Source organism: Arenibacter certesii DSM 19833 (assembly GCF_000429545.1).
Lineage (GTDB): Bacteria > Bacteroidota > Bacteroidia > Flavobacteriales > Flavobacteriaceae > Arenibacter > Arenibacter certesii.
The window spans coordinates 149,983-174,666 of record NZ_AUCB01000009.1; the positions used below are offsets into that span (position 1 = coordinate 149,983).

Below are 24,684 nucleotides of genomic sequence, written 5' to 3' on the forward strand. Positions count from 1 at the left end.
CTATTCCAAAATAAACGGAACTAATTTATGTTTAAAACCATGACCTTCAGTCCACTCAAGCACTCCATTATTTTAGTGAAATCACGCAAGCAGTTTGTTCCATTAGCAGTTAGCGCAATTTTTATTTTAGGTACCTCTTGTAACTCCCTGCCCAAGAATTATAAGAATCAAGATGTTGCCACTAAGTCTTTAGATCTTCCAATTGCTATTAAGCCAGGAGGGAACAGTTGGATTGTGAGTGATTTGGAGCAAAATCATAAGGTTATATCTGATGCGGGAATACGTACTTGGAATAGTTCGGATGACATAATAAGGACCTATTTTAAGACGGAAGCAACGGGAGATTTAAATGTGGGTCTAAATCTAAAAGTTTCTTCAGGAACTTCTACCTTAAAAATTACTGTAGGTGATGTATCCAAAACTATTGAAGTGACGAATGCCCATTTTGAAACTGTTGAAGTTGGTACCTTTAAAATAGAGGAACCTGGTTATCATTTTGTGGAAATACAAGGAATGAAGAAATCAGGAGATCGTTTTGCAGAGATTAATGATGTGCTTTTAGGTGGAGCTGCAACGCAAGGGAAACTTACTTATGTAAAAGAAGATTTTTATTGGGGACGTAGAGGGCCTTCAGTTCACTTAACTTACAAAGTACCAGAAAAGAAGGATATTCTTTGGTTTTATAATGAAATTACGGTTCCTGAGGAGGAAGATGTTGTTGGGACCTACTATATGGCCAATGGATTTGCGGAAGGTTATTTTGGAATTCAGGTAAATTCCCCAACGGAAAGAAGAATATTATTTTCCGTATGGAGTCCGTATGAAACCCAAGATCCTAAAAGTATCCCTGATGAGTATAAAATTATTTTGTTAGGAAAAGGAGAGGGGGTAACTACAGGGGAATTTGGTAACGAAGGTTCTGGAGGACAGAGTTATAAGGTGTTTAATTGGAAAGCGGGAAATACCTATCGATTTTTATTGAAAGGGGAACCTTCAGAGAATAATTCAACCGACTATACTGCCTATTTTTATGATACTGAAACGGAAGAGTGGAATTTAATCGCCGGATTTAGGAGACCGCATACGAGTACTTATCTAAAAAGGCCACACTCATTTTTAGAGAATTTCAGGACCGAAATGGGCCCCGTATCCAGGATGGCCCAGTATGGCAACCAATGGATAATGGATACCAATGGGGACTGGCATGAGCTAACCAATGCGAAATTCACAGCAGATGCAACTGCAAGAAAAGGGTCTAGGGACGATTATGCCGGTGGGGCTAAGAGGAATATCTTTTTTATGAAAAACTGCGGTTTTTTTGATGAAATGACTACTATAGACACCTTTCATGAGAGAACGGCAAATGGAGTCCGACCAATAATAGATTTTTCTTCGCTGGAAAAGCTGTAAATAATTAATGTATCGATCTAATAATAGAGCAATGAACTGATTCGGAGATTGAGCTTGACTGCCGTCAGGTCGTCGGAGTCGCAATCGGTCAACGTTGGAAGAAGATTAATGTAAAAATGAATTAATGTGAAAATGTAACAATGGAAGAATGATTCAAGCGGGATATGTAACAATGGGCCAATGTGCAAACATAGTAATACGTTAGTTTGATGATTTGATGTGTTAATTTCATTTTTAATAAATGTAAAATTATACATTGGGTTTGCAACCCACTAAAAACGGAATACAAAACCACAACCTAGATAACCATGAACAAGTCAATTTTTATTTTAGTAATATCCCTTCTGCTATTTTCCTGTAAGGATGTCAACAACAATAAGGATAATAAGAACGAAGTAATTAGTGATTCCAGACCCAATATCATTTATATTTTGGCCGATGATCTTGGTTACGCTGAGATAGGAGCCTACGGACAGGAGAAAATTGAGACGCCCAATATAGATGCCTTGGCAAAGGAAGGAATGTTATTTACCCAACATTATACCAGTGCACCTGTTTGTGCGCCTGCCAGATACATGTTACTTACGGGTACCCATTCTGGAAAGGCCCATATTAGGGGAAATGACGAATGGGGAGCAAGGGGTGAGGTGTGGAACTATACTGCAATGGCCAAAGACGCTACTTTAGAAGGTCAGCGTCCCATGCCAGATAGTACCATTACTATAGCAAAGAAATTAAAGGAGGTAGGTTATAAGACCGGTATTTTTGGCAAATGGGGACTTGGAGCCCCGCATACTAATTCTATCCCTACAAAAATGGGATTCGATTATTTTTTTGGATATAACTGTCAGCGACAGGCACATACCTATTATCCTCTGCATTTATACAAGAATGAAAATAGAGTGCATCTAAACAACGATACCATTGCGCCTAATACAAAGTTGGCAAAAGGGGCAGATATCAATGATCCTAATAGTTATACAAACTACACGCTAAATGAATATGCTCCTGATCTTATTTTCAATGAACTTAGCAGTTTTGTAGTTAATAACAAGGAGAATCCGTTTTTTGTGTATTGGGCAACTCCCGTTCCCCATGCGCCAATCCAAGCCCCACAAAAATGGGTGGATTATTATGTGAAAAAATTTGGAGGAGAAGAGCCTTATTTAGGAGAGAAGGGGTATTTTCCACATCAAAATCCGCGTGCAGGTTATGCCGCAATGATTTCGTATTTGGATGAAAACATTGGAAAGTTGGTAAATCAATTGAAGGAGGAAGGTATTTATGATAATACCTTAATTGTATTTACTTCCGATAATGGTCCTACTTTTAACGGAGGAACAGACTCCCCATGGTTCAATAGTGCACATCCATTTAAAAGTGAACTTGGTAGAGGAAAAGGGTTTGTATATGAGGGCGGAATTCGTGTGCCTATGATTGCTTCATGGCCAGGACGTATAAAACCGGGAAGTACAACAGACCATATTTCTGTTCATTATGATGTAATGGCTACCCTAGGAGATATTGCAGGATATGATAGTCCTGCGCATTCAGATGGAATTAGCTTTATGCCTACCTTGTTGTCTAATGCTAACCAAAATCAGCACGAATTTCTGTACTGGGAATTTCCTGAGTATGGCGGACAGTTGGCTATACGTATGGGGGATTACAAAGTAGTTAGAACAGGCTTGAAAGACCCTAAAAGGGAATCGACACTGGAACTGTACAACCTTAAAACAGATATTGGGGAGACTAAGAATATAGCGTCAGAACATCCTGATATAATTGCACGAGCAGCTGAAATAGTAGAACAGGAACATACCGAACCGGATAACGATAGATTTAAAATTCCAGGTTTAAAAGAAGGAATGACAAATGTACCATTGAACCAATAAATCAATGTACCCATGAATTAATGTGCCAATATGTTAATTAAAAAATGTAGCAATTGGTTAATTTAAAGGTTTGGAATAGGGCTAATTTTAAAATGTAACATTTTACCAAGGTGCTAATGTGTAAATGTAATAGGGTGCTATGGGTTAAATCCCTACTTAGAGCGGAGAAATATGCCTTTAAAAGTGGAAATAGTGCTAATTTTACCCACTTATAAAAAATGAATTAAATGGTTATGGAGTTTTTTAAGAGAAGGTGCTGTATCACCTTAATGATTGTCGTATTAGGAGTTAATTTTTCAACTGCTCAGGCCGATATCACAGAAAAAGAACTAGAAGATCATATTATTTTCCTGACCTCTGAAAATAAATTAGGTCGTTATCCTGGGGGAAAAGTTAATAGAAAAATCGTTTCCTATATCATAAGGGACTTTAAAAAATCAGGAATACCTGCATTTAACCGTTCTTATAAGCAGACTTTTAAAACAAAATTGCGGGTAAAGGAAGGGGAGGAGCCCAAGAAAGAGGTGAAGACATGGAATGTTATTGGTTTAATAGAAGGGAATGAGCCTATTTTAAAAAATGAATATATAGTACTAGGTGCACATTACGATCACCTGGGTATGGGGGGAGGACCATCTTCTAAATCCGATAATATCGCTATCCATTACGGAGCAGATGATAATGCTAGTGGAACATCCGCCTTATTGGAAATTGCAGAAAAACTAATGGCAAATAAATCGGACTTAAAACGTTCTATTCTTTTAGTGGCTTTTGGTGCCGAAGAGCAAGGATTGGTCGGAAGTAGGTATTTTGTGGAAAATTCCGTGGTCCCACTATCGCAAATAAAATTGATGATCAATATGGATATGGTGGGTAGGTTAAACAATGAAAACCACGTTTATATGGGGGGGGCTGGGACCTTTCCTGGCGGGATGGAGCTAATGAAGGAATTGGCACCTCCATTGGGGCTGTCTCCTATTGTTCATGCGGGCTCCGTAGGAGGGTCTGACCATGTTTCATTTTATAAAAAAGATATTTCCGTACTCGGTATCCACACAGGGGGGCACCCTCAGTACCATACGCCAGAAGATACAGTGGAGCATATTAATTTTGAGGGACAGAAATTAGTAAGTGAGTATATCTACAATGCTATTATGGCGGTAGCTGGAAGTGACTATAAGATGGAGTTTATTTATCAAGATTAGTGAGCAACATAATTTTGGTATACAGACTGCTATAACTAGAGTAGTAAGGAATCCATTAAATCTAATTATTGATAAGAATAGCATAATGAAATATATAAAGTTGATAGGTGTTTTTTTAGTAGTGGCAAGCATCATCCAATGCAAGGAAAATAATAAGAGTGCAATCACCAAAGAAGAGGAAAGCGCAGTAGTAGTGGAAAATACTCCTTCTAGGGAAGATAAAGTAGAACTCTTGATAGAGCAGCCCGAAAAGGTGAAAACACCAAAAGGTATGGTGTGGATCCCTGGAGGGGAATTTACTCAAGGGGCTGTGCCTCAAGATGAAATTGCAATGCATCATGAAAAGCCTTCCCATAAGGTTAGATTAGACGGTTTTTTTATGGATATTACCGAAGTGACCAATGCTCAATTTGCAGAATTTGTAAAGGAAACTGGGTATGTAACTGTGGCGGAAAGGACTATAGATTGGGAGGAAATGAAGAAACAAGTACCAGAAGGTACCCCAAAACCACATGATTCCATTTTACAACCTGGTGCACTTACCTTTAAAAAAACAAAGACCTCAGTGCCTAATCTGTACGATTTTTCACAATGGTGGCATTGGACTATTGGTGCCAATTGGAAACATCCAAACGGTCCAAGTAGTTCCATAAAAGGGAAAGAACATTATCCCGTGGTACAAGTGGCCTATGAAGATGCATTGGCTTATTGCGAATGGGCCGGAAGACGTCTACCTACCGAGGCAGAGTGGGAGAGAGCTGCCCGTGGAAAGAAAGAGGGAAGCATTTATTTTTGGGGCGATAACGATACGGTTCTATCACAAATGGCAAATACTTGGGAAGGCGAATTTCCTGTGACAAACTCCATGGCAGACGGATTTGAAACAAGAGCTCAAGTAAAATCCTATCCCCCTAATGATTTTGGATTGTACGACATGGCAGGCAACGTATGGGAATGGACAAGTGATTGGTACAATACGAATTATTATAAAGAAGTTGCAGCTAAAAATACTATTGAGGTAAATCCTACCGGTGCTAATACGCCTTACAACCCCAATATGCCCTATGCTAAGGAAAAGGTAATGAAAGGAGGGTCTTTTCTATGTAACGCTTCCTATTGTGCTAGTTATAGGGTGTCATCAAGAATGGCCTCCAGTTTAGATTCGTCCTTGGAGCATTTGGGCTTTAGAACAGTAGCTACAGTTGATATGTTAAAGGAGTAATATGTTAATGTATCAATGAATTAATTTACCAATGTAACAATTGGTTAATTAGAAAATTTGGACATGATACTGAGTAGTAAGATTAATGCTTAGTAGGAGTTCGCGAGTCAGGTAAATGCTATTGATAAGAGGTCTTCACAGATGGTCTCGACTTATTAATATACCCCGCTTAATTAAGAGAATAATGATATTTTTAGCAATTATAAAATATCATTGCAAACCACCTTCCTCTATTGAAAGGAGGTGATTAATTTTTTCTAGGGGATAATCGAGATTGCAATGCTCCGAGGCCTGCCCGTAGAATTCAGGCGGGCTTGCTCCGAGGTAGTTTACTTAACAGTGGTCAACCTATATCAGTGACGTACATTGTTTATTGCTAACTGTTCACTGAACACTATCTTCTCTATAAGCGTATTTTTTACGTTTATTAACTGAGAATTGTTATTTTTGAGGTATCAATAGCTACCTATGTTGTTTATAGAGAATTTTACGCCAGAGCTTATAGTAGAATCCCCAGGGAGAATTAATCTTATAGGGGAACATACAGATTATAATCTTGGTTATGTTTTGCCGACGGCGATAGAAAAAAGAATCACCTTTAAATTTAGAAAGAACAACTCTTCTACACAATGTAATCTTTACAGTCTTGGATATAATGTAGGATTTAAGCTAGACCTGAATACTATTTCCAGAAGTGAGGTGGAATGGGAAAATTACCTCCTTGGGGTTTTAAACGAACTTTTAAAAAGGACCGATAAATTACGTGGATTCGATTGTATTATAGAAAGTAAATTGCCTATTGGCTCTGGATTGAGCTCTTCGGCAGCACTGGAATGTGGACTTGCATTTGGGTTAAATAAGCTATTTGATCTTGGTATTTCCAATATGGATATTGTTCAGCTGTCTCAAACCGCAGAACATACTTATGTGGGAACTCAATGCGGTATAATGGATCAATTTGCATCGGTTATGAGTCAAAAGGGCCATGTGCTCCTTTTGGATTGTAAGACATTGAAACATACTCAAATTCCTATTTCTATTGCTCCTTATAAAATGATTATGCTTAATACCAAGGTATCCCATAATCTGGCATCGAGCGAATACAATACCCGAAAAAAGGAATGTGAAGATGGGGTGCGTATATTCCAAAAAAAGTATCCAGAAGTAATGTCCCTAAGAGACGCTACACTTTCTATGTTAGAGGCATCTGCCACAGAAATGTCTAAGACCATTTATAATAGGTGTTTGTTTATCATTAGTGAAAATGAGAGGGTGCTAGCTACTGCTAAAGCATTGCAAGAAAACAACCTTGAGCTATTTGGGAAGCTCTTGTATGAGGCGCACCAAGGAATAAGTGAGCTATACGAGGTTAGCTGTCCAGAGTCCGATTTCATGGTCGATTTTTCTAAACAGTACGATTCTGTTCTTGGGGCAAGGCAAGTGGGTGGTGGATTTGGAGGATGTGTATTGCATATAGTGCACGAAGATGATGTTGATCACTATATTACGGAAGTGACCAAAGCATATAAATCCCGTTTTAATATAGCCTTAGATGCTTTTGAAGTCCGACCGAGTTCGGGAACCTATATTTCTTTCGAAGAATGAGTATTAGTGCTAATCTGTTAAGTGACTTCAACTCCGCTAATACATCTATCTGCTAGAGTCAATGAAGCGTAGTAGGACCAATGAAGTCTAATTTAAAAGATGCACAATGTTAATTGCTAATTGTTCACTGTTACTTATCTTCAGCCTATTGCCAACCCACGTATGAAAGCCTCCCATCTTTTATTAGCAACTGATTAGTTGGAAGCATCATGGGATATTAGATAAAATTTGTATTATTTTGTTGTAAATTTTAAACTTGTTTAAACATGGAAAAATGGGTGTTAGCAATAGATTTAGGAGGAACCTTTACCAAAGTCGGTTTGGTGAATAGGACAGGTGATATTATAGGTGAAAAAGTATATGATACCGGTGCTAAACTGCCCTATAAAAATTTCTTAACTAAATTGGAAAATGTGGTAGGTGAATTGTTACGTACCCATGGTAAAGATATTGATGTTGTTGCGGCTGGGGTAGGAGCCCCTAATGCCAATGTGAACACCGGAGAAATGGAAAATCCGCCTAATTTTAGTTGGGGAGAGAGAGTGCCTTTGGCCAAATCCATAGAAGAGATCTGCAACTTGCCAACTACTATAGCAAATGATGCAAATGCTGCTGCAATTGGAGAAATGACCTATGGAATGGCTAAGGGAATGAAGAATTTCGTGGTACTTACCTTAGGGACTGGCTTGGGGAGTGGAATTGTAATTAACGGAAAGCTTCTGACTGGGGAGAATGGCATGGCCGGTGAATTAGGTCACGTAAACGTAGATCCCTACGGGCGTAAATGCAATTGTGGATTAACAGGTTGTTTGGAGAATTACGCTTCGGTAACCGGTTTAAAACGTACTGTTTTTGAGCTTATTTCCGAAATGCCTGAAGCATCATCTCTTAAAGATATTAGTTTTAATCACCTAACAGGAGTAATGATTGCCGAAGCGGCACACAATGGTGATCCTATTGCTTTAAAGGCATTTGAATTGACTGGTGAGGTGCTAGGTAGTAAAATGGCTGATTCAGCCGCACATCTAGACCCGGAGGCATTTATCCTTGCAGGCGGACTAGGGAAGGCAGGAGATCTTTTACTAAATCCTACCATTGCCAGTATGGAGAAAAATTTATTTATAGCGTATAAGGGGAAAATAAAGGTGAAGATATCCACAGCACCAAGTGCCCATGCAATATTAGGTCCGGCTGCATTGGCATTCCATTCCCTTTTAGATCATTCGTAGCGCCTAAGCTTATTGTGTAAAGCGGTTATTTCATCCTGCATCGTCTGTATGCGATCTAATAGTTCCGTAACTACCCCAATACCCTCTAAATTAATATCAAGATCCAGGTGGAGTCGGACTATCTTCTCTGCCTTGGGCAATTGTTTAATGGGTAAATACTGTAAGTTTTCTTGGAACACTACATCTACAAGGCCCATTTCATAAAGTTCCATCATAAAATCGGATGCAATATTGTGGGAAGTACAAAAGTCTTCTATGGCGATATACTTATCCTGTTTCATAGGGTTTATTTTTACTTTCTTAATTCTGCAAGCTCTTTAAGCAGTTCTTTTTCTTTTGTTGTTAATCCGGTAGGGGTCTTAATATTATAGGTAATAAACAAATCACCATAAGTCCCCTCTTTTTTGTACACGGGAAAGCCCTTACTTCTAAGCTTTACCTTGGTGCCATTTTGGGTTTCTGGTTTTATTTTTAGTTTAACCTGACCATCAAATGTATCAACCGTAATATCACCCCCTAACAAAGCGGTGTACAGATCCAAATCTACGGTGGAGTAGAGGTCATTTCCATCTCGCTTAAACGGAGTATCATTTACAATGGAAAAAGTAATATAGAGATCTCCATTTGGCCCCCCTTGTTGTCCCGGACCCCCATGTCCGCTAATTTTAATGGTCTGCCCATTTTCAATTCCAGCGGGGACTGTTATCCGGATGTTTTTGTTGTTTACGGTAAGTGTTTGTTTGTGCGTGTTATATACATCGCGCAAGTGCAATTTTAGTTCGGCATTATAATCCTGTCCTCTAAATCGAGTGCCTCTTGCACTATGGAAACCACCACTGCCACCAAACATGGATTCGAAAAATTCCGAAAAATCAGCTCCTTCAAATTGTTGCGAACGGGATTGCCTTCTATGGCCAGAGGATGTACGACCAGATCGTTGGGCTTTTTCAAACTCTTCGGCATGTTCCCAATCCTTACCGTATTTGTCATATTTTTTGCGCTTTTCTGGGTCGCCCAATACTTCATTGGCCTCATTAACCTCCTTAAATTTATGCTCCGCCTCCTTGTCGTTAGGATTAATATCCGGATGGTATTTACGGGCCATCTTACGGTATGCCTTTTTAACTTGGCTCTGGTCCGCGTTTTTATCCAATCCCAGAATTTTATAATAATCAATAAACTTCACTTGAATAATATTTATGCATTGTTAATGAATTTGATAACTTGCTCTGTATGTGCGTCTCACGATTAGGTATCCTACGTCTTGTGAGCAGTCCTAAGACTAGGAATGGGTACGGATGACGCTAACAATTTCTGCCTGCTGTAAAACACCGGATTCTCTCCAAAGTTGTTTTCCATTTTTAAATAATATCATGGTAGGTACCCCGCGAACTTGATATTGGGCCGCTAAAGGAGCATTGGTGTCCACGTCTATCTTAATGATTTTCACCGCATCTCCCAGTTCTTTCTTTACCGATTCCAAAATAGGAGCCAGCATTTTACAGGGTCCGCACCATGTGGCGAAAAAGTCGATTAATACAGGAGTTTCGGAATTTATAATATCGTTGAAGCTACTTTTCATTTTCTTTTTTTTTAATTTTTATTAAAGTGGTGAATAAAAATATAAGTTTTATGATCACTTTTTTAGCTGACATCCATTATAATGATTGCCAGTTTAATTCCTTAAATTTAAGGTAATTTTTTAAATCCTCTTATCGCAATCACTTAAATTACAAGATATGAAAAGTGTTCTTATACCTACCGATTTTTCTGATAACTCCTACGGTGCCATAGCTTATGCAGTACAAATGTTGGAGAATGAGGAATGCACATTTCACTTACTGCATACCTATACCCCTGCTATATATCAGTCGGAGTTTTTACTACATAGTCCAGGACAAGTAGGTCTTGGTGATATCTATAGATTAGATTCCGAAAAACGCTTAAATGAATTAAAGCAAACTATTTTAGTGGAATATCAAAATCCAAAACATCACTTTGAAACCCATAGTGCCTTTAATATTCTTATGGAAGCTATAGATGAACTGCTAGAGGAGAAGAATATAGATTTAATTATTATGGGAACCCAAGGGGCAACTGGTGCCAAAGAAATATTTTTAGGAAGTAATACGGTGCACGCCATAAAGCGTTCGAAAGGTCCAATATTGGTTGTTCCATTTGATTATAAGTTTGAGTCGCCCAAGAATATACTCTTTCCTACAGACTATGAAATAGAATATAATAACGCGCTTGTTAAAGAACTTCTTATTATGGCAAAGAGCTATAGTGCAAAGATAGATGTGATGCATATTTCCAATAGTCAAGAGTTGAGTCCACTACAAGAAGCTAATAAAACTAAATTGGAAAAATTGCTCAGTGGAACTAACCATCATTTTCATGAGGTTCCCGATCAAGGCATTATTGAGGCAATAAATAACAAACAAGCTGATTTTAAGACCAACTTTTTAGTTATGGTTAAGAATAAGCACAGCTTTTTGGAAAACCTATTTTTAAAACCCGTGATTAACCAAATAGGTTTTCACACTACAATTCCTTTTTTGGTATTACCGTACCATCTTTTGGAATAGAGAGTATTTCCTTGTAATTTAGGTGTTAGAGAGGTTGTGTGTTTAAATTGTACACGCTATTGTTAGATGTATGCACTGTGTATAGAAATGCAGAATTATATGCAATAGTTTTGGTAACTTGCCCCATAATAACTTTTTATAACTTTTGAAGGGATGGTTTTGGTTAAAATCCTACTTTTGTTTTATAAAATGTATTGAAGATTTTGATTATGGCAGATAAAGTAGAACGATTAAAGACATTGATTATTGGTTCGGGACCTGCTGGTTATACAGCAGCTATATATGCGGCAAGAGCCGATTTGAAACCCGTTGTATATACTGGAATGGAACCTGGTGGTCAGTTGACTACTACAACCGAAGTTGATAACTTTCCTGGATATCCAGAAGGTGTAGATGGACCATCCATGATGATAGATTTGCAGAAGCAGGCCGAAAGATTTGGGACTGATGTTAGAATGGGGATGGCAACTGCAGTTGAATTTAGTGATGAGGTTGGCGGAATACACAAGGTAACTATTGATAATGATAAGGTTATAGAGGCAGAGACTGTTATTATTTCAACAGGAGCTACGGCAAAATACCTCGGGATACCTAGTGAGCAGAAGCTTCGAGGAGGTGGTGTGTCAGCATGTGCTGTATGTGATGGGTTTTTTTACAAAGGTCAGGATGTGGCTATCGTTGGAGCAGGGGATACCGCTGCTGAAGAAGCGTCTTATTTGGCTAATATCTGTAGCAAGGTTACCATGTTAGTAAGAAAAGACCATATGCGTGCCTCCAAAGCAATGCAACATAGGGTAAACAGCCTTAAGAATATCGAGATTCGTTATAATACGGAGGTAGATGAGGTATTAGGAGACCTAGTAGTAGAAGGTTTACGTATGGTTAACAATCTTACTGGGGAAAAAGAAGAGATCGCTATAACCGGTCTATTTGTTGCCATAGGACATAAGCCTAATACAGATATCTTTAAAGGGCAATTGGAAATGGATGATACTGGTTATTTAATAACCAAAGGGAAGTCTACCAAAACTAGTAAGCCAGGTGTCTTCGCAAGTGGAGACGTACAGGATAAAGAATATAGGCAGGCTGTTACAGCTGCAGGAACAGGATGTATGGCAGCTTTGGATGCAGAGCGATATTTGGCAACTATAGAATCTCCGGAAGAGGTATCTACCCAATAAAAAAGTATTCCCAATTACTTAAATTCCACGTATTTCATTGGGAGGAGCTTTTACGTATTATTTACTCAATATACTATAGCCCGATGGTGAATACACTATCGGGCTATATTTTTGTTCAGGAAATAATTTTGAGTTTTTTTTAGAGGAAGAGCTTAATCAATACGCTTATAATTTTCCGAATTGATCCGGTTTCCTTCTTCATCAGTAAAAATCTGACTGTATTTGTCTCCATCAAATACGAGTTCCATTTGCCATTCCATATTTTCATTTGCGATTTTACGCATAGAGGCGGACATGTACTCCAGTTTTTCGGTGAGTGTACTGTCGGTAGCAATGTAGGAGCCATATCCAAACCATTCAATAGAATCTGTAGGAACATATCTTGTCCACATCACTTTTCCATTATAGTACATCTTAATCTGCCGATAACCCTCTGTAGCGGGTAAGGTGGTTACCTCATTGTTGCCATCGTAGTTGTTAAAGCTAACTAGTTCCCAAGTTCCTTCAAGCGTGTTATTGTTTTGTGGCTCAGGTGATGAAAGTTCAGTACCTGCTACCAAAATTAACATCAAGAAAACCAATCCTAATAATTTTTTCATAATAGTGCTGGTGTTTAGGGGTAATACATTAAATTAAATGATTACAAAAAAGTTACGAAATAAAAAGGACATGGTCAATTAAAATGTTAAAAAATACAAGGTTATGAATAATTCACATGCAATTATTGAGAATATGAATTTAAGGCATGTGTGAGATATAAAACATCTTCTTTGGTGTGGTGTGCGCTTAGAACTATTCTGCTCATTAATGGCGAATCCTCATCGGGGTACTTAAAGCTGGTCACCACTATTTTATGTTGCTCTAAGTATTGGGTGAGACTAGCATCTCTAAAGCTAAAGGAGGGATGTCCATCCATCCACTTAAACTTTTCTAGATTATTATTGGCTCTAAATAACGCAATGTTGTCTTTGAGGATAGCCCTTTTTTCTGCGAAAATTTCACCTCCTTTTGTGAGTGAGGCCATGGCGGCAGGGGCGGCGGGACTAGCTCCACCAAAGAAAGCGGTATCGGTTAATTGTGTTATACGTTTATTGGAACCAAAAATAGCTCCGGCTTGGATTCCATAACCTTTTCCTAAAGAGCAACAAATTATCAACTCTTTTGGATTTAATAGTTGTAGGCTTTTATATACCCCGCTACCATTATCCCCAACTATACCGATACCATGGGAATCGTCTACCACTAAAATAATCTTCTCTAACGGTAATTTTTTTAGTCCCACAAAATCGGGGTAGTTGTAACCCGAAAAATCAATCGCATCCAAGAAAACCACCGGGGTTACCTCCTTATTTTTCCTTAAATGATCTCTAATAGCAATATCCAGAGCGGTAAAGGAGATAAACGGTTTTAAACGTGTACCATGTTGCATTACATATAAAGCAGAATGGGTGTTAGGGGCATAGAATAATTTATGCTCCTTAGAATCCAATGCTTGCCTTACTAGTTGTCCTGCTAAATACCCTGAAGAAACCGTAGTACTACTTTCAGTACCTACCCATTGGGTCAATAAGCCTTCTGCTTCTTCATAAACAGCGAGTTTAAGATTGGCTTTTCTAGAAGCTCCGTAGTTGGTTCCATATCTTAGGATGTTGGAAATATAGAGTTGCTGAAAAACCGTATCCGTCTGAAGACCTAAATAAGATGTTCCACCAAAATACAAGAATTTTTCCCCATTTAATTCTATTTCCCTTCCAGGAAAATGATCTACATAATAATTCATTAACGTAATGTTATTCCGCTTCCACCTAAACTTGGGAAAATTACCTTTCCATGTTCTCCTATAATTACTCCGTCAGCAATATCTTCCCTTAATAACATGGCCCCATCCATATCTACATAATCTAACTGTGGGATAAGCTGTGCAATGGCAGAGATGCCCACAGTAGATTCTGTCATACAGCCTACCATAACTTTCAATCCCATAGACTTGGCTTTAGTGATCATTCGTCTGGCCGGGGTTAAGCCGCCGCACTTTGTCAGTTTTATATTGATTCCGGAAAAATGCGATCCACATTTTTCTACATCGCCCTCCACAATACAACTTTCATCCGCTATAGTGGGCAGTACACTGTGCTGGAGTACTTTCTTCATACCCACCCAGTCTTCAGCTTTAAGGGGTTGCTCAAGAAATTCCACTCCCAATTCCTTCAATTGAGGTGCGTACTCAATAGTCTGATCTGCATTCCACGCACAATTGGCATCCACCCTAAAAATAGCATCGGTATGCTTGCGTAGTTCGCGAACTATTTCAACATCGTGCTCAGTACCCAGTTTTATTTTGTAGATGGGCCATGGAACCTCCTTCATTTTAGCTACCATTTTTTCAATGGTTCCAATACCTATGGTGTAGTTGGTAATGGGATAAGTACTATTATCCGTTTGCCATAACTGGTACAATGGTTTGCCCATTAGTTTTCCATAAAGGTCGTTGGCAGCCAGATCTAAGGCACATACAGCAAAATTGCTCAAGTTTTTAGAAGATAAAAAAGCATGAAAAGCCTCGGGTGTTTGTAAATTAAACTGTTCTATCTCCTGTCTAATATCCTCTATCTCGCACTGCATAGTCTCAAAAGTAACGCCGTAGTAAGGATTAGCGGTGGCTTCTCCATAGCCAATTTTCCCATCCAATTCTAGACTAATAATCATAGAGTCTTGAAAATCGCGGGATTCCCGCGAAATGCTAAAGGTGTGCTTCAGTGGGAGAATATATTTTTTAATATTTAATTTCATAAGGTTATTCTGATGTTTATTTTAGTAGGTAATTAGTTAGACGAATATAAAGAAAGATGTGGTATATAATAAGCTAAGGCCCATTGAAATTACAATGGACCTTGGCTATTAGGAATGAAATAAAATGCTTTGAAGCGAAAACTTATAATTGACTAACGCTTCCAGAGCTAGATTTTTTACCCTCTACTTTAGGGTTGCCCGAATATTTTATATCCGCTCCACTGCTTGCTTCTGCAAAAAGAGATTCTGTGACATTTATGGAAATGTTGGCGCCGCTACTGGCATTGGCCCTGCAAACAGCAGTAGTAAGGTTGTGAGCTTTTATGCCTGAACCACTGCTGGCATTACCATTAAATGTGTTAGACTGACCAGCTATTGAAATGTTTGCCCCGCTACTAGTATTCGCACTTACCTTATCCGCATTTAGGTCTTCTATAGTTAGATTAGATCCACTACTGGCATTTAATTCAATGGTTTCTGATTTAATAACGCTGTTTGCTATAAGGTCTGCTCCACTAGAAGTTTTTAAAACAGTGATTTTAGGCAAGGTTACGTAGATCTTCTTTGTAGCCCTTCCAATATTTTCAACAGTGTGGATCCGTAAAACCCCACTTCTTAAATCGGTAGCAATTAGCTCTATAATGTTCTCATCCGCTTCTACCAAAATGTCATAATCTTCACCTTGTGTAACATATACGTTTAAGCCCTCTGAAGCCGAGATAGCGGAAAAATCCCCTTTAACTGTTCGCATATCTTCCTGTACATTCCCGTTACCCTTTTCGCCTTGGCCGATATTAATATCAAAACCGCAGGATGAAAATAGAAGGACAAGGATTAGTGTAATCGTTATTCTTGCCAGTGTTGTCATGATGGTTGTTGTTGTGATCCAATAGCACCTAATTTTAAAAGAAAAGGATCTGAATCTGATTTAACTGAATTGGTTTATTGCTTAAAAGTATACGTTTTCACTTAAATTGTTATTCTCGCTATTACTCAACTGTGCCTATCTACTACTGAATTGTATCTACCGCTGTATTCTCCGATTTATTTTCTCCGGATTTAATTTGTACTCCCTCTTTTCCTATCTTCATTTTAAAGGAATCTTCACCATCCTTAATATCGATATCCACTCCATTCTGATTGATTATTATTTTTCCGTCTCTATCAGAATTTTCTTCCTTATTCTTGTTGTGTTCACAATCTTGGCATTCCAACACTCCATTTTTAGCCATAATCCACAGGTGTTCTGTTATTTCACATCCGTTCATATCTTGATCATTATCCGTTCTCAACATCCAACAGCGCTTAGGAAAGTTTTCAAATTTTACCATAGCTCCAATGGGCAAAAAAAGGTTTATCCTAATCTCTTGGTCCCTAAACTTATTATTTTTTGCAGTGGTTAAAAAATCATCCAATAAAAGGGTGTTATCCTGCAACAAATAGGAATAGTTTATTTTCCCTGCAGTTTCCGTAGCATCCCGCAAGGAGCTGCCGTTCGCTTTTTTGCGTATTTCTATATGCGCTAGGGAATCTTTTGAGCTTTTAATATAAAATCGAATATCATCAAATATTAAAACTTCCTCTCCATCTTCAGTGTAATCTAAAATTAACCCGTTAAACCCTAAAGTATTATCTTGTTCCTGCCATTTAGAAGATTTCAACTTTACGTTAATAAGTTGATTGGGGTTTTCCAATGGCAGGACTTTTTCAACGGTAACATTGCCAGTGTAAGCATGGGCAGCTGCTTGACTAATGCCAAATACGCTTAATAGAATAATAGAGATTAACCAAAGCCCTAGTAAACTGAACTTCGCAACTTTCCCAATAGATTTTAGATTGTTCACTAATATTTTTAAGCCTAGATACATTAAAAAGAAAAAGGGAATGCCTATGGCGAAGAATACAAATAGAGAAACCAACCACACAGGGATATCGGTAGCGTTTACCATATGGTAATATTCCATGCCAGGTATATGGATGATATCCAAAATGCCTACCGTAAAGAGTCCGATAATAAGAGAAACGATTCCCGCTGCTCCTGTGATAATTAGAATAATACCGATAATCTTCCCTATAATTTTAAAAAGGAACATAATGATGTCGGCAATGGAGTTAAAAATACTTTTGCTACCGTTCTTTACACGATTGCCTACTTTTTCATAGTTGACATTCTTAACTTTTTCGGCTACATCATCAAATCCTTCTTTAACTTTTTTTTCAATATTACTAATATTGATGGTTTCCCCTCTCATTGCTAGTTTTTGGGCAGTTGTAACAGCTTCTGGGGTCAGTATCCATAACAGTACATATATAAAGATAAAGCCGCCCCAGCTAAATATGGTCAATAAGACCCATAAAGATCGTACCCATAATGCATCTATTCTAAAATAATGGCCCAATCCGGAGGAGACACCACCAATGTATTTATTGTCCGTGTCCCTATATAACTTCTTTACACTACTGGATTTAGGGGTAGATTTGGGTTGGTCCTCAAAAATATCCTCATCCACCATATAATCTTCGGGCTGTCCCATGATGCTAATAACCTCGTCCACTTCTTTTTGGGTAATCACCTGACGATCATTTTCCATTTTTTCATGGAATAGTTCGGCAATCCTAGCTTCTATATCCGCTATAATTTCATCACTACCATGGGTATTGGCAAAGGAGCGTTTTATGGCCTCTAAATATAGTTTTAGTTTAGAGTAGGCTTCTTCGTCTATATGAAAGAATAAATTGGCCAGATTTATATTTATTGTCTTGTTCATTTTAGTTGTTTTTTGATTTGGTTACGAGGTTTGTCGCATTTCTTAATTCTTCCCAGGTAGTATCTAGTTCCTTGAGGAATAATTTGCCTTTCTCGGTTAGCGTATAATATTTTCTTGGGGGGCCAGAGGGAGATTCTTCCCAACGATAATTGAGGAGTCCCGCATTCTTTAATCTTGTTAGTAAAGGATAAATTGTACCCTCTACCACTAGCATTTTAGCGTCTTTTAAGGTGTCCAGGATTTCGGAGGTGTATTTGTCCTTTCCATCTAAAATAGAAAGGATACAATATTCCAAAACGCCCTTTCGCATTTGCGCTTTTGTATTTTCAACGTTCATAGTCGCATGATTATAATAAGTTAACTGTACGTTTTTCCCGCTGATTCTCTACAGACGGAGGATTGATTTGATTGATGAATAAACTCCAGAATTAGTGTGATGAGCACTTCTGTTCCTTTTAAGTTATAAAATTGATGGTTAATGGATATTTAAAATTATTCCCTTCGCTAGTACGAATGGTAGCCAATATGGTATAAACAATATTCACTATAAAAAGCACAATCTGTGCTGAACCTGCTAAAAGGATGGGCCATAATATCCTCCCCAACTTCACGGGATTGAACGTAAAACCCAGATCAATGCCATTAAAGTCATTTATAGAGGAGAAGTTTAATAATCCCATATGGAATATATCAGGTATAAAAACAAGGACAAACGGTATCGTTAAAATGCCAATACAAATAGAGTATAATAATAGGCTGATCTGAAAGTTAAGCGCTTGTTTCCCATTTGAGTCTATAAATGGATGATCGGATCTCTTCAACGTCCAAAGAACTAATGGTAAAATAAGATTACCAAAGGGGATACAATATTTGGAAAATGTGGAAGCATGGATAATTGCCGATATATTTTTCTGGTGTTTGCTGAGTGTTTCTGTCATGGCATACTAGTTTCTTATGCAAATATATGTCTAAAGGAAGGTACTATGCAAAGCAAAGTACTATATATTAAGAAAACTTTAACATTCGTTGATTCATCATTTTTAGTTACTTTAGCTCAAATTAAACCTTCCCATATGGCATCTGAGACTAGTAAAATAAATACATTTTGTTTTTTTAAATTGCCAGCTGCATGGTGGACGGGAGTACGTTTACGGTACATTGATGAGCAAAAGGCGGTGGTTACCGTAAGATATCGATGGGTTAACCAAAATCCATTTAAATCCATGTTTTGGGCGGTACAGGGTATGGCAGCAGAATTATCTACAGGAGCCATGGTAATGGGTCAGATTAGGAAAAGTGGAAAAAAAATTTCCATGTTGGTAGCCAATAACAATGCCAATTTCTCTAAAAAGGCTACAGGTAAAATCACTTTTACTTGTGAGGACGGTCATCTTATTAAAGAAGCCATAAGTAAAACTTTGTCTTCAGGGGAGGGGCAGACAGTATGGATGAAATCAATAGGTGTAAATGAGGAGGGAATAGTGGTGTCTACCTTTAATTTTGAGTGGACTGTAAAGGTGAAAAATTAATTTGATAATTTTAAAATGTGTTAATTTCACAATAGGTGTTTTTGCCTGTAGCATACAGCCAATGGTTCAAGACCTTGAATCTATAAATTCACTTTTTCTTAAATTAAATTGTAACAAATAGTACTTTTTTATTACTTATTTCAAGAATTATAATGCCCTAATCAAAAGATCAAATGGTAATTTACTTTAGGGTAAGCAATATTATTTGCACTTGCTTATAAGATAAAAACCATAAAACAATAAAACCAATAAATCCAGATATTATGAATGCAAATGAAATAGATTATCACATTTACGGGGAAGAAATGCAATATGTAGAAATCGAATTGGATCCTCAAGAAGCGGTCGTAGCTGAGGCAGGTAGCTTTATGATGATGGAAACCGATATAAAAATGGATACTATATTTGGTGATGGTTCTAATCAGGATACGGGAGTTTTGGGAAAGTTGTTTTCTGCGGGGAAGCGTTTGCTAACTGGGGAGAGTTTGTTTATGACCGTTTTTTTAAATGTTGGACAAGGTAAAAAACATGTGAGTTTTGCATCTCCCTATCCAGGAAAGATTATCCCCATTGACCTCACTGAATTTAGAGGGAAATTTATCTGTCAAAAAGATGCCTTCTTATGTGCTGCCAAAGGCGTTTCCGTAGGGATAGAATTTTCAAAAAAATTGGGCCGCGGACTCTTTGGAGGAGAGGGGTTTATAATGCAAAAGCTGGAAGGTGATGGGATTGCTTTTGTCCACGCTGGTGGAACCACTGCTAAGAAAACACTTGCTGCAGGAGAAGTTCTAAAAGTAGATACTGGGTGTATTATTGGCTTTACGCAGGATGTAGATTATGATATAGAATTTGTTGGAGGCATTAAAAATACGGTCTTTGGTGGGGAAGGGCTCTTTTATGCGACACTTAGAGGCCCTGGCACCGTCTACATCCAATCCCTACCTTTTAGTCGACTAGCAGGCCGCGTTTTGGCATCCATACCAAGAGGAGGGAAGAAAAAAGGAGAAGGAAGTGTTCTGGGCGGATTAGGAGACCTTTTGGATGGGGATAATCGTTTTTAACTTATTATATATTATTGGATAACTATTTTTAATTTCTAAATCAGGGATATCAGTATTTAATATGATGCTTTCTGTTGTAACTACCTCAAATTCAATTATACATATATTTTAACTATGGATTTTAATGCACTCTTTCAATTTCTTACAGAGCTTAACCAAAATAACTCCAAGGAGTGGATGGATCAAAATAGGAAATGGTATAAAGAAGTTAGGGATCAATATATAAAATGGCTGGATGAAATAGATCACCTTTTGGCTAGTCTAGATAATGGTTACTACCCAACATCTGGAAAGAAGGCTATAAATCGTATTAATAATAATTTGATGTTTCATCCCAATAAGCCCATTTATAAGGATCATTTTGGCGCCGGTTTGGACAAAGCTCCAAATAGCGGCGACTTTTATATAGAAATAGGATGGAGTCAATCCATGCTAGCTGGGGGTATATGGAGGCCAAATGCAAATACCTTGCGAAGTATTAGGGAAGCCATAGACTACGATGGAGAGGAATTGCAAAAAATATTAAATAAAAGCAGTTTTATGCAAACATTTGGGGGGCTTGTAGAGGATGGCCGACTTAAAACAGCGCCCAAAGGGTTTTCTAAGGCTCATCCTCATATAGAATTGCTTAGGAATAAAACTTTTGCTGTAATGCATCCGCTAAATCGGGAAGACATTTTGGCGCCAGACTTTAAGGAGAAACTCGTTAAAGTCTACCAAGAAATGCTACCCTTCAGGAGGTACTTAAACAAAGCAATTACGGTCTAGAAAAGGAATACAGAAATATCGCCTTATATTTTATAGTTTTGTGTTGGACCACAATACAGAAATATTTTGAAAAACGAGAACGTAAGAAATATAAAAAAGGAAGTTCTTTCCGACAATTGGTATACCCTAAATAAATTAACCTTTGAATATAAAAAAAAGGACGGCACATGGGAAAAGCAAATAAGAGAAGCTTACGATAGAGGAAATGGTGCTGCCATACTTTTGTATAACCCCAAAAAAGGAACAGTAATCCTAACCAAACAGTTTAGGATGCCTACCTATTTAAATGGCAACGATGATGGTATGATGATAGAAGTCTGTGCTGGAGTTTTAGAAGGGGATTCTCCAGAAACCTGTAGTAAGAAAGAGGCGGAGGAAGAAACGGGTTATAAGTTAAAAAAGGTAGAAAAGGTCTTTGAATCCTATATGTCACCTGGTTCTGTTACAGAAATTCTTCACTATTTTATAGGTGAATATGATGAGGATATGAAAGTAGGTGAAGGGGGAGGAGCCGAAGATGAAACCGAGAATATTGAGGTCTTAGAAGTGCCTTTTAATACCGCCTTAGAAATGATAGCCTCAGGGGAGATAAAAGACGCAAAAACTATCTTATTGCTGCAGTACGCCCAAATTAATTCGTTATGTCCTTATTGATAATACGACCAATATAGTATGGCGAAAACAAGTGAAATTGCTTTTGGTGGTGGCTGTCATTGGTGTACTGAAGCTGTATTCCAAGCCTTAAAAGGTGTCGCCTACGTAAAGCAGGGATTTGTAGCCTCGGCAGGGGAGGCCAATACATTTTCTGAAGCCGTAATAGTAGCGTATTCTAATACTAAAATAAATTTGGAAGATTTAATCCTAATCCATTTGCATACCCATAATGCCACTAGCTCCCATAGTATGCGTAAAAAATATAGGTCTGCAATCTATACTTTTAATGTGGCGGACGCCGATAGAGCTACAAAAGCCCTTCAGCGTTTTCAAATCCATTTTGAAGCCAAACTAATTACTAAAGTACTACCTTTTGTAGCGTTTAAAAGTTCGGATCCTATGTTTCATAATTACTACCTAAGAGATAAAGAAAAACCCTTTTGTCAACTTTATATCGCACCTAAATTAAAATTGCTACAAGAGAAATTCAAAAATTTTGTGGATCATTCAAAATAAGCAATTAGTAATTATCCCTTAGATGCTCAAAAATATGTTGCATGGATCTCCTTACTGCTGCACCACTTTTAATGAAATGATTGTTCATAAAACTAAAAATCAAGGTTTTACCAGAATTGGTGATCAAATAGCCGCTTAAACAATAATTATTTCCCAAGGAACCCGATTTGGCGTAAATATAGGGACCTGGATTTCCAGGAAATCTTTCCTCTAGTGTTCCAGAAACGCCTCCTAAAGGAAAAAGATGTAAGATCCGATCTTGTGGAAACTCCTCTACCATTTTGGTGAGAACCGCTACCATGGATTCTGGTGAAAATAAGTTATATCGGGAAAGGCCCGATCCATCTACCCAGCGAGGTGCTTGTTTTAAATCGGACAAATAATGCTCCAATACATATCTTCTTGCGGTCCCACTGTTTAATGTATCAGATAACGTAGAGGAGGACAGAATTAACAGTTGTTCTGCTAAAAAATTATCACTCTCTAACATCATTCTTTTATAAACAGAATCCGATGGAATGCTGTATAATGTTTTTTTTATCAACGATGGCATCTCCGCAACTATTTTTATCTGTTGTTGCAGTACCGTTTCCAATAGACCCTTAGTGAGACTAGTATCTACCTTAAAGGGTACGCTGAGGGTATCTTTCCGACTTGTATCAAAATAGAATACATTTTTCTCCTCTTCCCTATTTCTTATATAATCGATAGGTACTACCTTATCTTGAAAAATTTTTGGAGTCACCATTAAACTGTCTGTCATATGGATGTCTACAATATTTCCATATAGTGGAAATCCACTCCTCTCTGGACTGTAATAACTGTCATAATCTTCCCATGCCCAACCTGGTCCAAATCTTTCTTCCTTAAAATGGTTGAGGTGGAGCGCAATATGGTTGTGTTTTTTAATTAGTTTTAATGCGGAAGAGTCTTTAAAATAAGGATGTAATAGTGTTGGATCTCCTGTGCCCTCTATAAATAGGGTGTCTTTATACGCTATATACTTAAGGGAAGGGATATTTTCTGGCAAGGTTTTTAACGCAGCATATAGCGTGAAAATTTTTGTATTACTTGCCGGAGTAAAGTATTTATTACTGTTATGGCTATAAATAGTATCCCTTGATTTAAGATCATAAATTAATACGCCCTGAAAGTAATCTTCACTACTGTCTGAGCCGATTTCAGTATCTATTTTAGAAGTTATTTTTTTGATGTCTAGAGACTTACAACTAGTTGCTAAAAAAAGTAACAGCAGCAAAGTGGAGGCTTTCAAGTAATATTTCATAAATCGTAGTTGTAGGGAAAAAAGGCATGTTTGTACACTTTATCAGGTATTTATCAATTATTTAACGCTTAAAATGCAATAATATATGCCATTTAAGGGTTATATTAGTAGTCAACCAATAAAATGTTTTCAAATATGCCAAGAACTATGTTAGAGTACACTAAGACAGTACTCCAAAAGGTTAGTTTCGATTCAAGCTTATTTTGTAAGGAGCTAGAAAAAGCATTGACTAGATTATTGCCAATCGAAGTAGAAGAATTGAAACTCTGGTTACGGAGTTATATTTTTGATAAACCCGAACTAAAACAAAGTATTATATATTTGTAGGCCTAAATATTGACCCCTAACTTAGGGGTCTCTTTTTGTTTATTTCTTTTTTTGTTCTCAAAATTTGCTGGAAGGTTTAGTTGGAATGAAAGTGAAGCATCCTCCTATAATCTCTCTTATTGGAGCCTCATTCTCCATAAATTCATTCTTCGATATTTTACTCACTAGATCAGAGTTTAGAACTTCGATATTTGCAGTTAAATAGTAATAGTAAGTTCTGTCCTATGCGGAATGGGATGGCTCCAGATATATGTCGATGGTATTAAATAAACTTAGTTTCAAGAGAAATCCATAAATTGGTCACCTAAGGCTAGAGCAACTATTTAGGCGCATTCAGAATTGACGCAACTGCTTGTTTATCAGGTATTTAATTCGTATATTTAGATATAATAAAACCCCGAAAACGAGTCTCTAGCTCAAAAAACGGGGTTTTTATCTTAATGTCTATGTCCAAGATACGAAGAATCCACGATTTCCAGCACAGTTTTACATTTTCCTCCCAGACCGAAGAGTTCGATGCGTTTTACGCCCGGTTTCTCGAAAGCGATCTTGGCAAGATCTATATCGCCATCCCTTGGGACGAACTGGTAGCGGCCCTTGGTCTGAAGGAAGCCAAAAAGGGCCCAAGGTGCATCTTCTGCGCCAAGGGCA

General features: G+C 37.8%; 26 protein-coding genes. 15 read left to right on the plus strand and 11 right to left on the minus strand.

Annotated elements, in window-relative coordinates:
* Window positions 1-39 precede the first annotated feature (39 nt).
* From G466_RS0105760 to G466_RS0105785, 6 genes are all read left to right on the plus strand, one after another.
* The gene (locus G466_RS0105760; protein WP_051315538.1) at window positions 40-1,410 is read left to right on the plus strand and encodes a DUF3472 domain-containing protein; all 1,371 of its coding nucleotides are present in this window, start codon (window positions 40-42) and stop codon (window positions 1,408-1,410) included.
* A gap of 308 nt (window positions 1,411-1,718) precedes the next feature.
* Window positions 1,719-3,305 (plus strand): arylsulfatase, encoded by a 1,587-nt coding sequence (locus tag G466_RS0105765; RefSeq protein WP_026812806.1) that lies wholly within the window; start codon window positions 1,719-1,721, stop codon window positions 3,303-3,305.
* 233 nt (window positions 3,306-3,538) lie between these two features.
* The gene (locus G466_RS0105770; protein WP_084418754.1) at window positions 3,539-4,510 is read left to right on the plus strand and encodes a M28 family metallopeptidase; all 972 of its coding nucleotides are present in this window, start codon (window positions 3,539-3,541) and stop codon (window positions 4,508-4,510) included.
* Window positions 4,511-4,595: 85 nt separating this feature from the next.
* Complete coding sequence (locus G466_RS0105775) at window positions 4,596-5,732, plus strand: formylglycine-generating enzyme family protein (protein ID WP_026812808.1); 1,137 nt, start codon at window positions 4,596-4,598, stop codon at window positions 5,730-5,732.
* Between the two features lie 468 nt (window positions 5,733-6,200).
* Window positions 6,201-7,337 (plus strand): galactokinase, encoded by a 1,137-nt coding sequence (galK, locus tag G466_RS0105780; protein ID WP_026812809.1) that lies wholly within the window; start codon window positions 6,201-6,203, stop codon window positions 7,335-7,337.
* 266 nt (window positions 7,338-7,603) lie between these two features.
* Window positions 7,604-8,566 (plus strand): ROK family protein, encoded by a 963-nt coding sequence (locus G466_RS0105785; RefSeq protein ID WP_026812810.1) that lies wholly within the window; start codon window positions 7,604-7,606, stop codon window positions 8,564-8,566.
* Here the strand turns inward: G466_RS0105785 and G466_RS0105790 are convergent.
* From G466_RS0105790 to trxA, 3 genes are all read right to left on the minus strand, one after another.
* Complete coding sequence (locus G466_RS0105790; RefSeq protein ID WP_026812811.1) at window positions 8,557-8,847, minus strand: chaperone modulator CbpM; 291 nt, start codon at window positions 8,845-8,847, stop codon at window positions 8,557-8,559. The two genes, G466_RS0105785 and G466_RS0105790, sit on opposite strands and share 10 nt — an antisense overlap.
* Window positions 8,848-8,858: 11 nt before the next feature.
* A complete protein-coding gene (locus tag G466_RS0105795) occupies window positions 8,859-9,752 on the minus strand; it encodes a DnaJ C-terminal domain-containing protein (protein ID WP_026812812.1) in 894 nt (297 codons plus the stop codon).
* Between the two features lie 96 nt (window positions 9,753-9,848).
* Entirely contained in the window at window positions 9,849-10,148 is a 300-nt protein-coding gene (gene trxA, locus G466_RS0105800) for a thioredoxin (RefSeq protein WP_026812813.1), read from the minus strand.
* A gap of 157 nt (window positions 10,149-10,305) precedes the next feature.
* On the opposite strand from trxA, the gene G466_RS0105810 reads away from it, so the two are divergent.
* Together G466_RS0105810 and trxB are read left to right on the plus strand one after the other, a co-directional pair.
* Window positions 10,306-11,154, plus strand: a complete 849-nt coding sequence (locus tag G466_RS0105810) for a universal stress protein (RefSeq protein ID WP_026812814.1) — start codon at window positions 10,306-10,308, stop codon at window positions 11,152-11,154.
* Between the two features lie 209 nt (window positions 11,155-11,363).
* Window positions 11,364-12,335 carry a thioredoxin-disulfide reductase gene (gene trxB, locus G466_RS0105815; protein ID WP_026812815.1) on the plus strand — a complete coding sequence of 324 codons (972 nt, stop codon included), beginning with the start codon at window positions 11,364-11,366 and terminating at the stop codon, window positions 12,333-12,335.
* Window positions 12,336-12,487: 152 nt separating this feature from the next.
* Here trxB and G466_RS0105820 read toward each other — a convergent pair whose 3' ends face one another.
* The 7 genes from G466_RS0105820 to G466_RS0105850 all read right to left on the minus strand — a co-directional run bounded on the left by G466_RS0105820 (window position 12,488) and on the right by G466_RS0105850 (window position 18,831).
* The gene (locus G466_RS0105820) at window positions 12,488-12,934 is read right to left on the minus strand and encodes a hypothetical protein (protein ID WP_026812816.1); all 447 of its coding nucleotides are present in this window, start codon (window positions 12,932-12,934) and stop codon (window positions 12,488-12,490) included.
* A 122-nt stretch (window positions 12,935-13,056) separates the two neighbouring features.
* On the minus strand, window positions 13,057-14,115 hold the full coding sequence (locus tag G466_RS0105825) for a pyridoxal phosphate-dependent aminotransferase family protein (protein ID WP_026812817.1): 1,059 nt from the start codon (window positions 14,113-14,115) through the stop codon (window positions 13,057-13,059).
* Entirely contained in the window at window positions 14,115-15,125 is a 1,011-nt protein-coding gene (locus G466_RS0105830; protein ID WP_026812818.1) for a dipeptide epimerase, read from the minus strand. The genes G466_RS0105825 and G466_RS0105830 overlap by 1 nt, the downstream gene beginning before the upstream one ends.
* Window positions 15,126-15,267: 142 nt before the next feature.
* Window positions 15,268-15,993 carry a head GIN domain-containing protein gene (locus G466_RS0105835; RefSeq protein WP_026812819.1) on the minus strand — a complete coding sequence of 242 codons (726 nt, stop codon included), beginning with the start codon at window positions 15,991-15,993 and terminating at the stop codon, window positions 15,268-15,270.
* A 142-nt stretch (window positions 15,994-16,135) separates the two neighbouring features.
* Window positions 16,136-17,893 carry a PspC domain-containing protein gene (locus tag G466_RS0105840; RefSeq protein WP_026812820.1) on the minus strand — a complete coding sequence of 586 codons (1,758 nt, stop codon included), beginning with the start codon at window positions 17,891-17,893 and terminating at the stop codon, window positions 16,136-16,138.
* Between the two features lies 1 nt (window position 17,894).
* On the minus strand, window positions 17,895-18,230 hold the full coding sequence (locus G466_RS0105845) for a PadR family transcriptional regulator (protein ID WP_026811438.1): 336 nt from the start codon (window positions 18,228-18,230) through the stop codon (window positions 17,895-17,897).
* Between the two features lie 118 nt (window positions 18,231-18,348).
* Window positions 18,349-18,831 (minus strand): DUF4870 domain-containing protein, encoded by a 483-nt coding sequence (locus G466_RS0105850; RefSeq protein ID WP_026812821.1) that lies wholly within the window; start codon window positions 18,829-18,831, stop codon window positions 18,349-18,351.
* 135 nt (window positions 18,832-18,966) lie between these two features.
* On the opposite strand from G466_RS0105850, the gene G466_RS0105855 reads away from it, so the two are divergent.
* The 5 genes from G466_RS0105855 to G466_RS0105875 all read left to right on the plus strand — a co-directional run bounded on the left by G466_RS0105855 (window position 18,967) and on the right by G466_RS0105875 (window position 22,421).
* Window positions 18,967-19,422, plus strand: a complete 456-nt coding sequence (locus G466_RS0105855) for a DUF4442 domain-containing protein (protein WP_026812822.1) — start codon at window positions 18,967-18,969, stop codon at window positions 19,420-19,422.
* A gap of 263 nt (window positions 19,423-19,685) precedes the next feature.
* Complete coding sequence (locus tag G466_RS0105860) at window positions 19,686-20,483, plus strand: TIGR00266 family protein (RefSeq protein ID WP_026812823.1); 798 nt, start codon at window positions 19,686-19,688, stop codon at window positions 20,481-20,483.
* Window positions 20,484-20,597: 114 nt separating this feature from the next.
* Entirely contained in the window at window positions 20,598-21,251 is a 654-nt protein-coding gene (locus tag G466_RS0105865) for a DUF2461 domain-containing protein (RefSeq protein ID WP_026812824.1), read from the plus strand.
* A 66-nt stretch (window positions 21,252-21,317) separates the two neighbouring features.
* On the plus strand, window positions 21,318-21,905 hold the full coding sequence (nudK, locus tag G466_RS0105870; protein WP_026812825.1) for a GDP-mannose pyrophosphatase NudK: 588 nt from the start codon (window positions 21,318-21,320) through the stop codon (window positions 21,903-21,905).
* 18 nt (window positions 21,906-21,923) lie between these two features.
* Window positions 21,924-22,421 carry a peptide-methionine (S)-S-oxide reductase gene (locus tag G466_RS0105875; protein WP_026812826.1) on the plus strand — a complete coding sequence of 166 codons (498 nt, stop codon included), beginning with the start codon at window positions 21,924-21,926 and terminating at the stop codon, window positions 22,419-22,421.
* Window positions 22,422-22,425: 4 nt separating this feature from the next.
* Here G466_RS0105875 and G466_RS0105880 read toward each other — a convergent pair whose 3' ends face one another.
* Complete coding sequence (locus tag G466_RS0105880; RefSeq protein WP_026812827.1) at window positions 22,426-23,706, minus strand: D-alanyl-D-alanine carboxypeptidase/D-alanyl-D-alanine-endopeptidase; 1,281 nt, start codon at window positions 23,704-23,706, stop codon at window positions 22,426-22,428.
* A gap of 135 nt (window positions 23,707-23,841) precedes the next feature.
* On the opposite strand from G466_RS0105880, the gene G466_RS24415 reads away from it, so the two are divergent.
* On the plus strand, window positions 23,842-24,033 hold the full coding sequence (locus G466_RS24415; protein WP_026812828.1) for a hypothetical protein: 192 nt from the start codon (window positions 23,842-23,844) through the stop codon (window positions 24,031-24,033).
* A gap of 446 nt (window positions 24,034-24,479) precedes the next feature.
* Window positions 24,480-24,684 (plus strand): hypothetical protein (locus G466_RS23770; protein ID WP_157373812.1); only part of this gene is annotated, 205 nt, incomplete at its 3' end.

Excerpts from the sequence above, each read along its gene's own strand:
- G466_RS0105760 (WP_051315538.1), top strand. The coding sequence starts at position 40 with ATGACCTTCAGTCCACTCAAGCACTCCATTATTTTAGTGAAATCACGC.
- G466_RS0105765 (WP_026812806.1), top strand. The coding sequence starts at position 1,719 with ATGAACAAGTCAATTTTTATTTTAGTAATATCCCTTCTGCTATTTTCC.
- G466_RS0105770 (WP_084418754.1), top strand. The coding sequence starts at position 3,539 with ATGGAGTTTTTTAAGAGAAGGTGCTGTATCACCTTAATGATTGTCGTA.
- G466_RS0105775 (WP_026812808.1), top strand. The coding sequence starts at position 4,596 with ATGAAATATATAAAGTTGATAGGTGTTTTTTTAGTAGTGGCAAGCATC.
- galK (WP_026812809.1), top strand. The coding sequence starts at position 6,201 with ATGTTGTTTATAGAGAATTTTACGCCAGAGCTTATAGTAGAATCCCCA.
- G466_RS0105785 (WP_026812810.1), top strand. The coding sequence starts at position 7,604 with ATGGAAAAATGGGTGTTAGCAATAGATTTAGGAGGAACCTTTACCAAA.
- G466_RS0105790 (WP_026812811.1), bottom strand. The coding sequence starts at position 8,847 with ATGAAACAGGATAAGTATATCGCCATAGAAGACTTTTGTACTTCCCAC.
- trxA (WP_026812813.1), bottom strand. The coding sequence starts at position 10,148 with ATGAAAAGTAGCTTCAACGATATTATAAATTCCGAAACTCCTGTATTA.
- G466_RS0105810 (WP_026812814.1), top strand. The coding sequence starts at position 10,306 with ATGAAAAGTGTTCTTATACCTACCGATTTTTCTGATAACTCCTACGGT.
- trxB (WP_026812815.1), top strand. The coding sequence starts at position 11,364 with ATGGCAGATAAAGTAGAACGATTAAAGACATTGATTATTGGTTCGGGA.
- G466_RS0105820 (WP_026812816.1), bottom strand. The coding sequence starts at position 12,934 with ATGAAAAAATTATTAGGATTGGTTTTCTTGATGTTAATTTTGGTAGCA.
- G466_RS0105825 (WP_026812817.1), bottom strand. The coding sequence starts at position 14,115 with ATGAATTATTATGTAGATCATTTTCCTGGAAGGGAAATAGAATTAAAT.
- G466_RS0105830 (WP_026812818.1), bottom strand. The coding sequence starts at position 15,125 with ATGAAATTAAATATTAAAAAATATATTCTCCCACTGAAGCACACCTTT.
- G466_RS0105835 (WP_026812819.1), bottom strand. The coding sequence starts at position 15,993 with ATGACAACACTGGCAAGAATAACGATTACACTAATCCTTGTCCTTCTA.
- G466_RS0105840 (WP_026812820.1), bottom strand. The coding sequence starts at position 17,893 with ATGAACAAGACAATAAATATAAATCTGGCCAATTTATTCTTTCATATA.
- G466_RS0105845 (WP_026811438.1), bottom strand. The coding sequence starts at position 18,230 with ATGAACGTTGAAAATACAAAAGCGCAAATGCGAAAGGGCGTTTTGGAA.
- G466_RS0105850 (WP_026812821.1), bottom strand. The coding sequence starts at position 18,831 with ATGACAGAAACACTCAGCAAACACCAGAAAAATATATCGGCAATTATC.
- G466_RS0105855 (WP_026812822.1), top strand. The coding sequence starts at position 18,967 with ATGGCATCTGAGACTAGTAAAATAAATACATTTTGTTTTTTTAAATTG.
- G466_RS0105860 (WP_026812823.1), top strand. The coding sequence starts at position 19,686 with ATGAATGCAAATGAAATAGATTATCACATTTACGGGGAAGAAATGCAA.
- G466_RS0105865 (WP_026812824.1), top strand. The coding sequence starts at position 20,598 with ATGGATTTTAATGCACTCTTTCAATTTCTTACAGAGCTTAACCAAAAT.
- G466_RS0105875 (WP_026812826.1), top strand. The coding sequence starts at position 21,924 with ATGGCGAAAACAAGTGAAATTGCTTTTGGTGGTGGCTGTCATTGGTGT.
- G466_RS0105880 (WP_026812827.1), bottom strand. The coding sequence starts at position 23,706 with ATGAAATATTACTTGAAAGCCTCCACTTTGCTGCTGTTACTTTTTTTA.
- G466_RS24415 (WP_026812828.1), top strand. The coding sequence starts at position 23,842 with ATGCCAAGAACTATGTTAGAGTACACTAAGACAGTACTCCAAAAGGTT.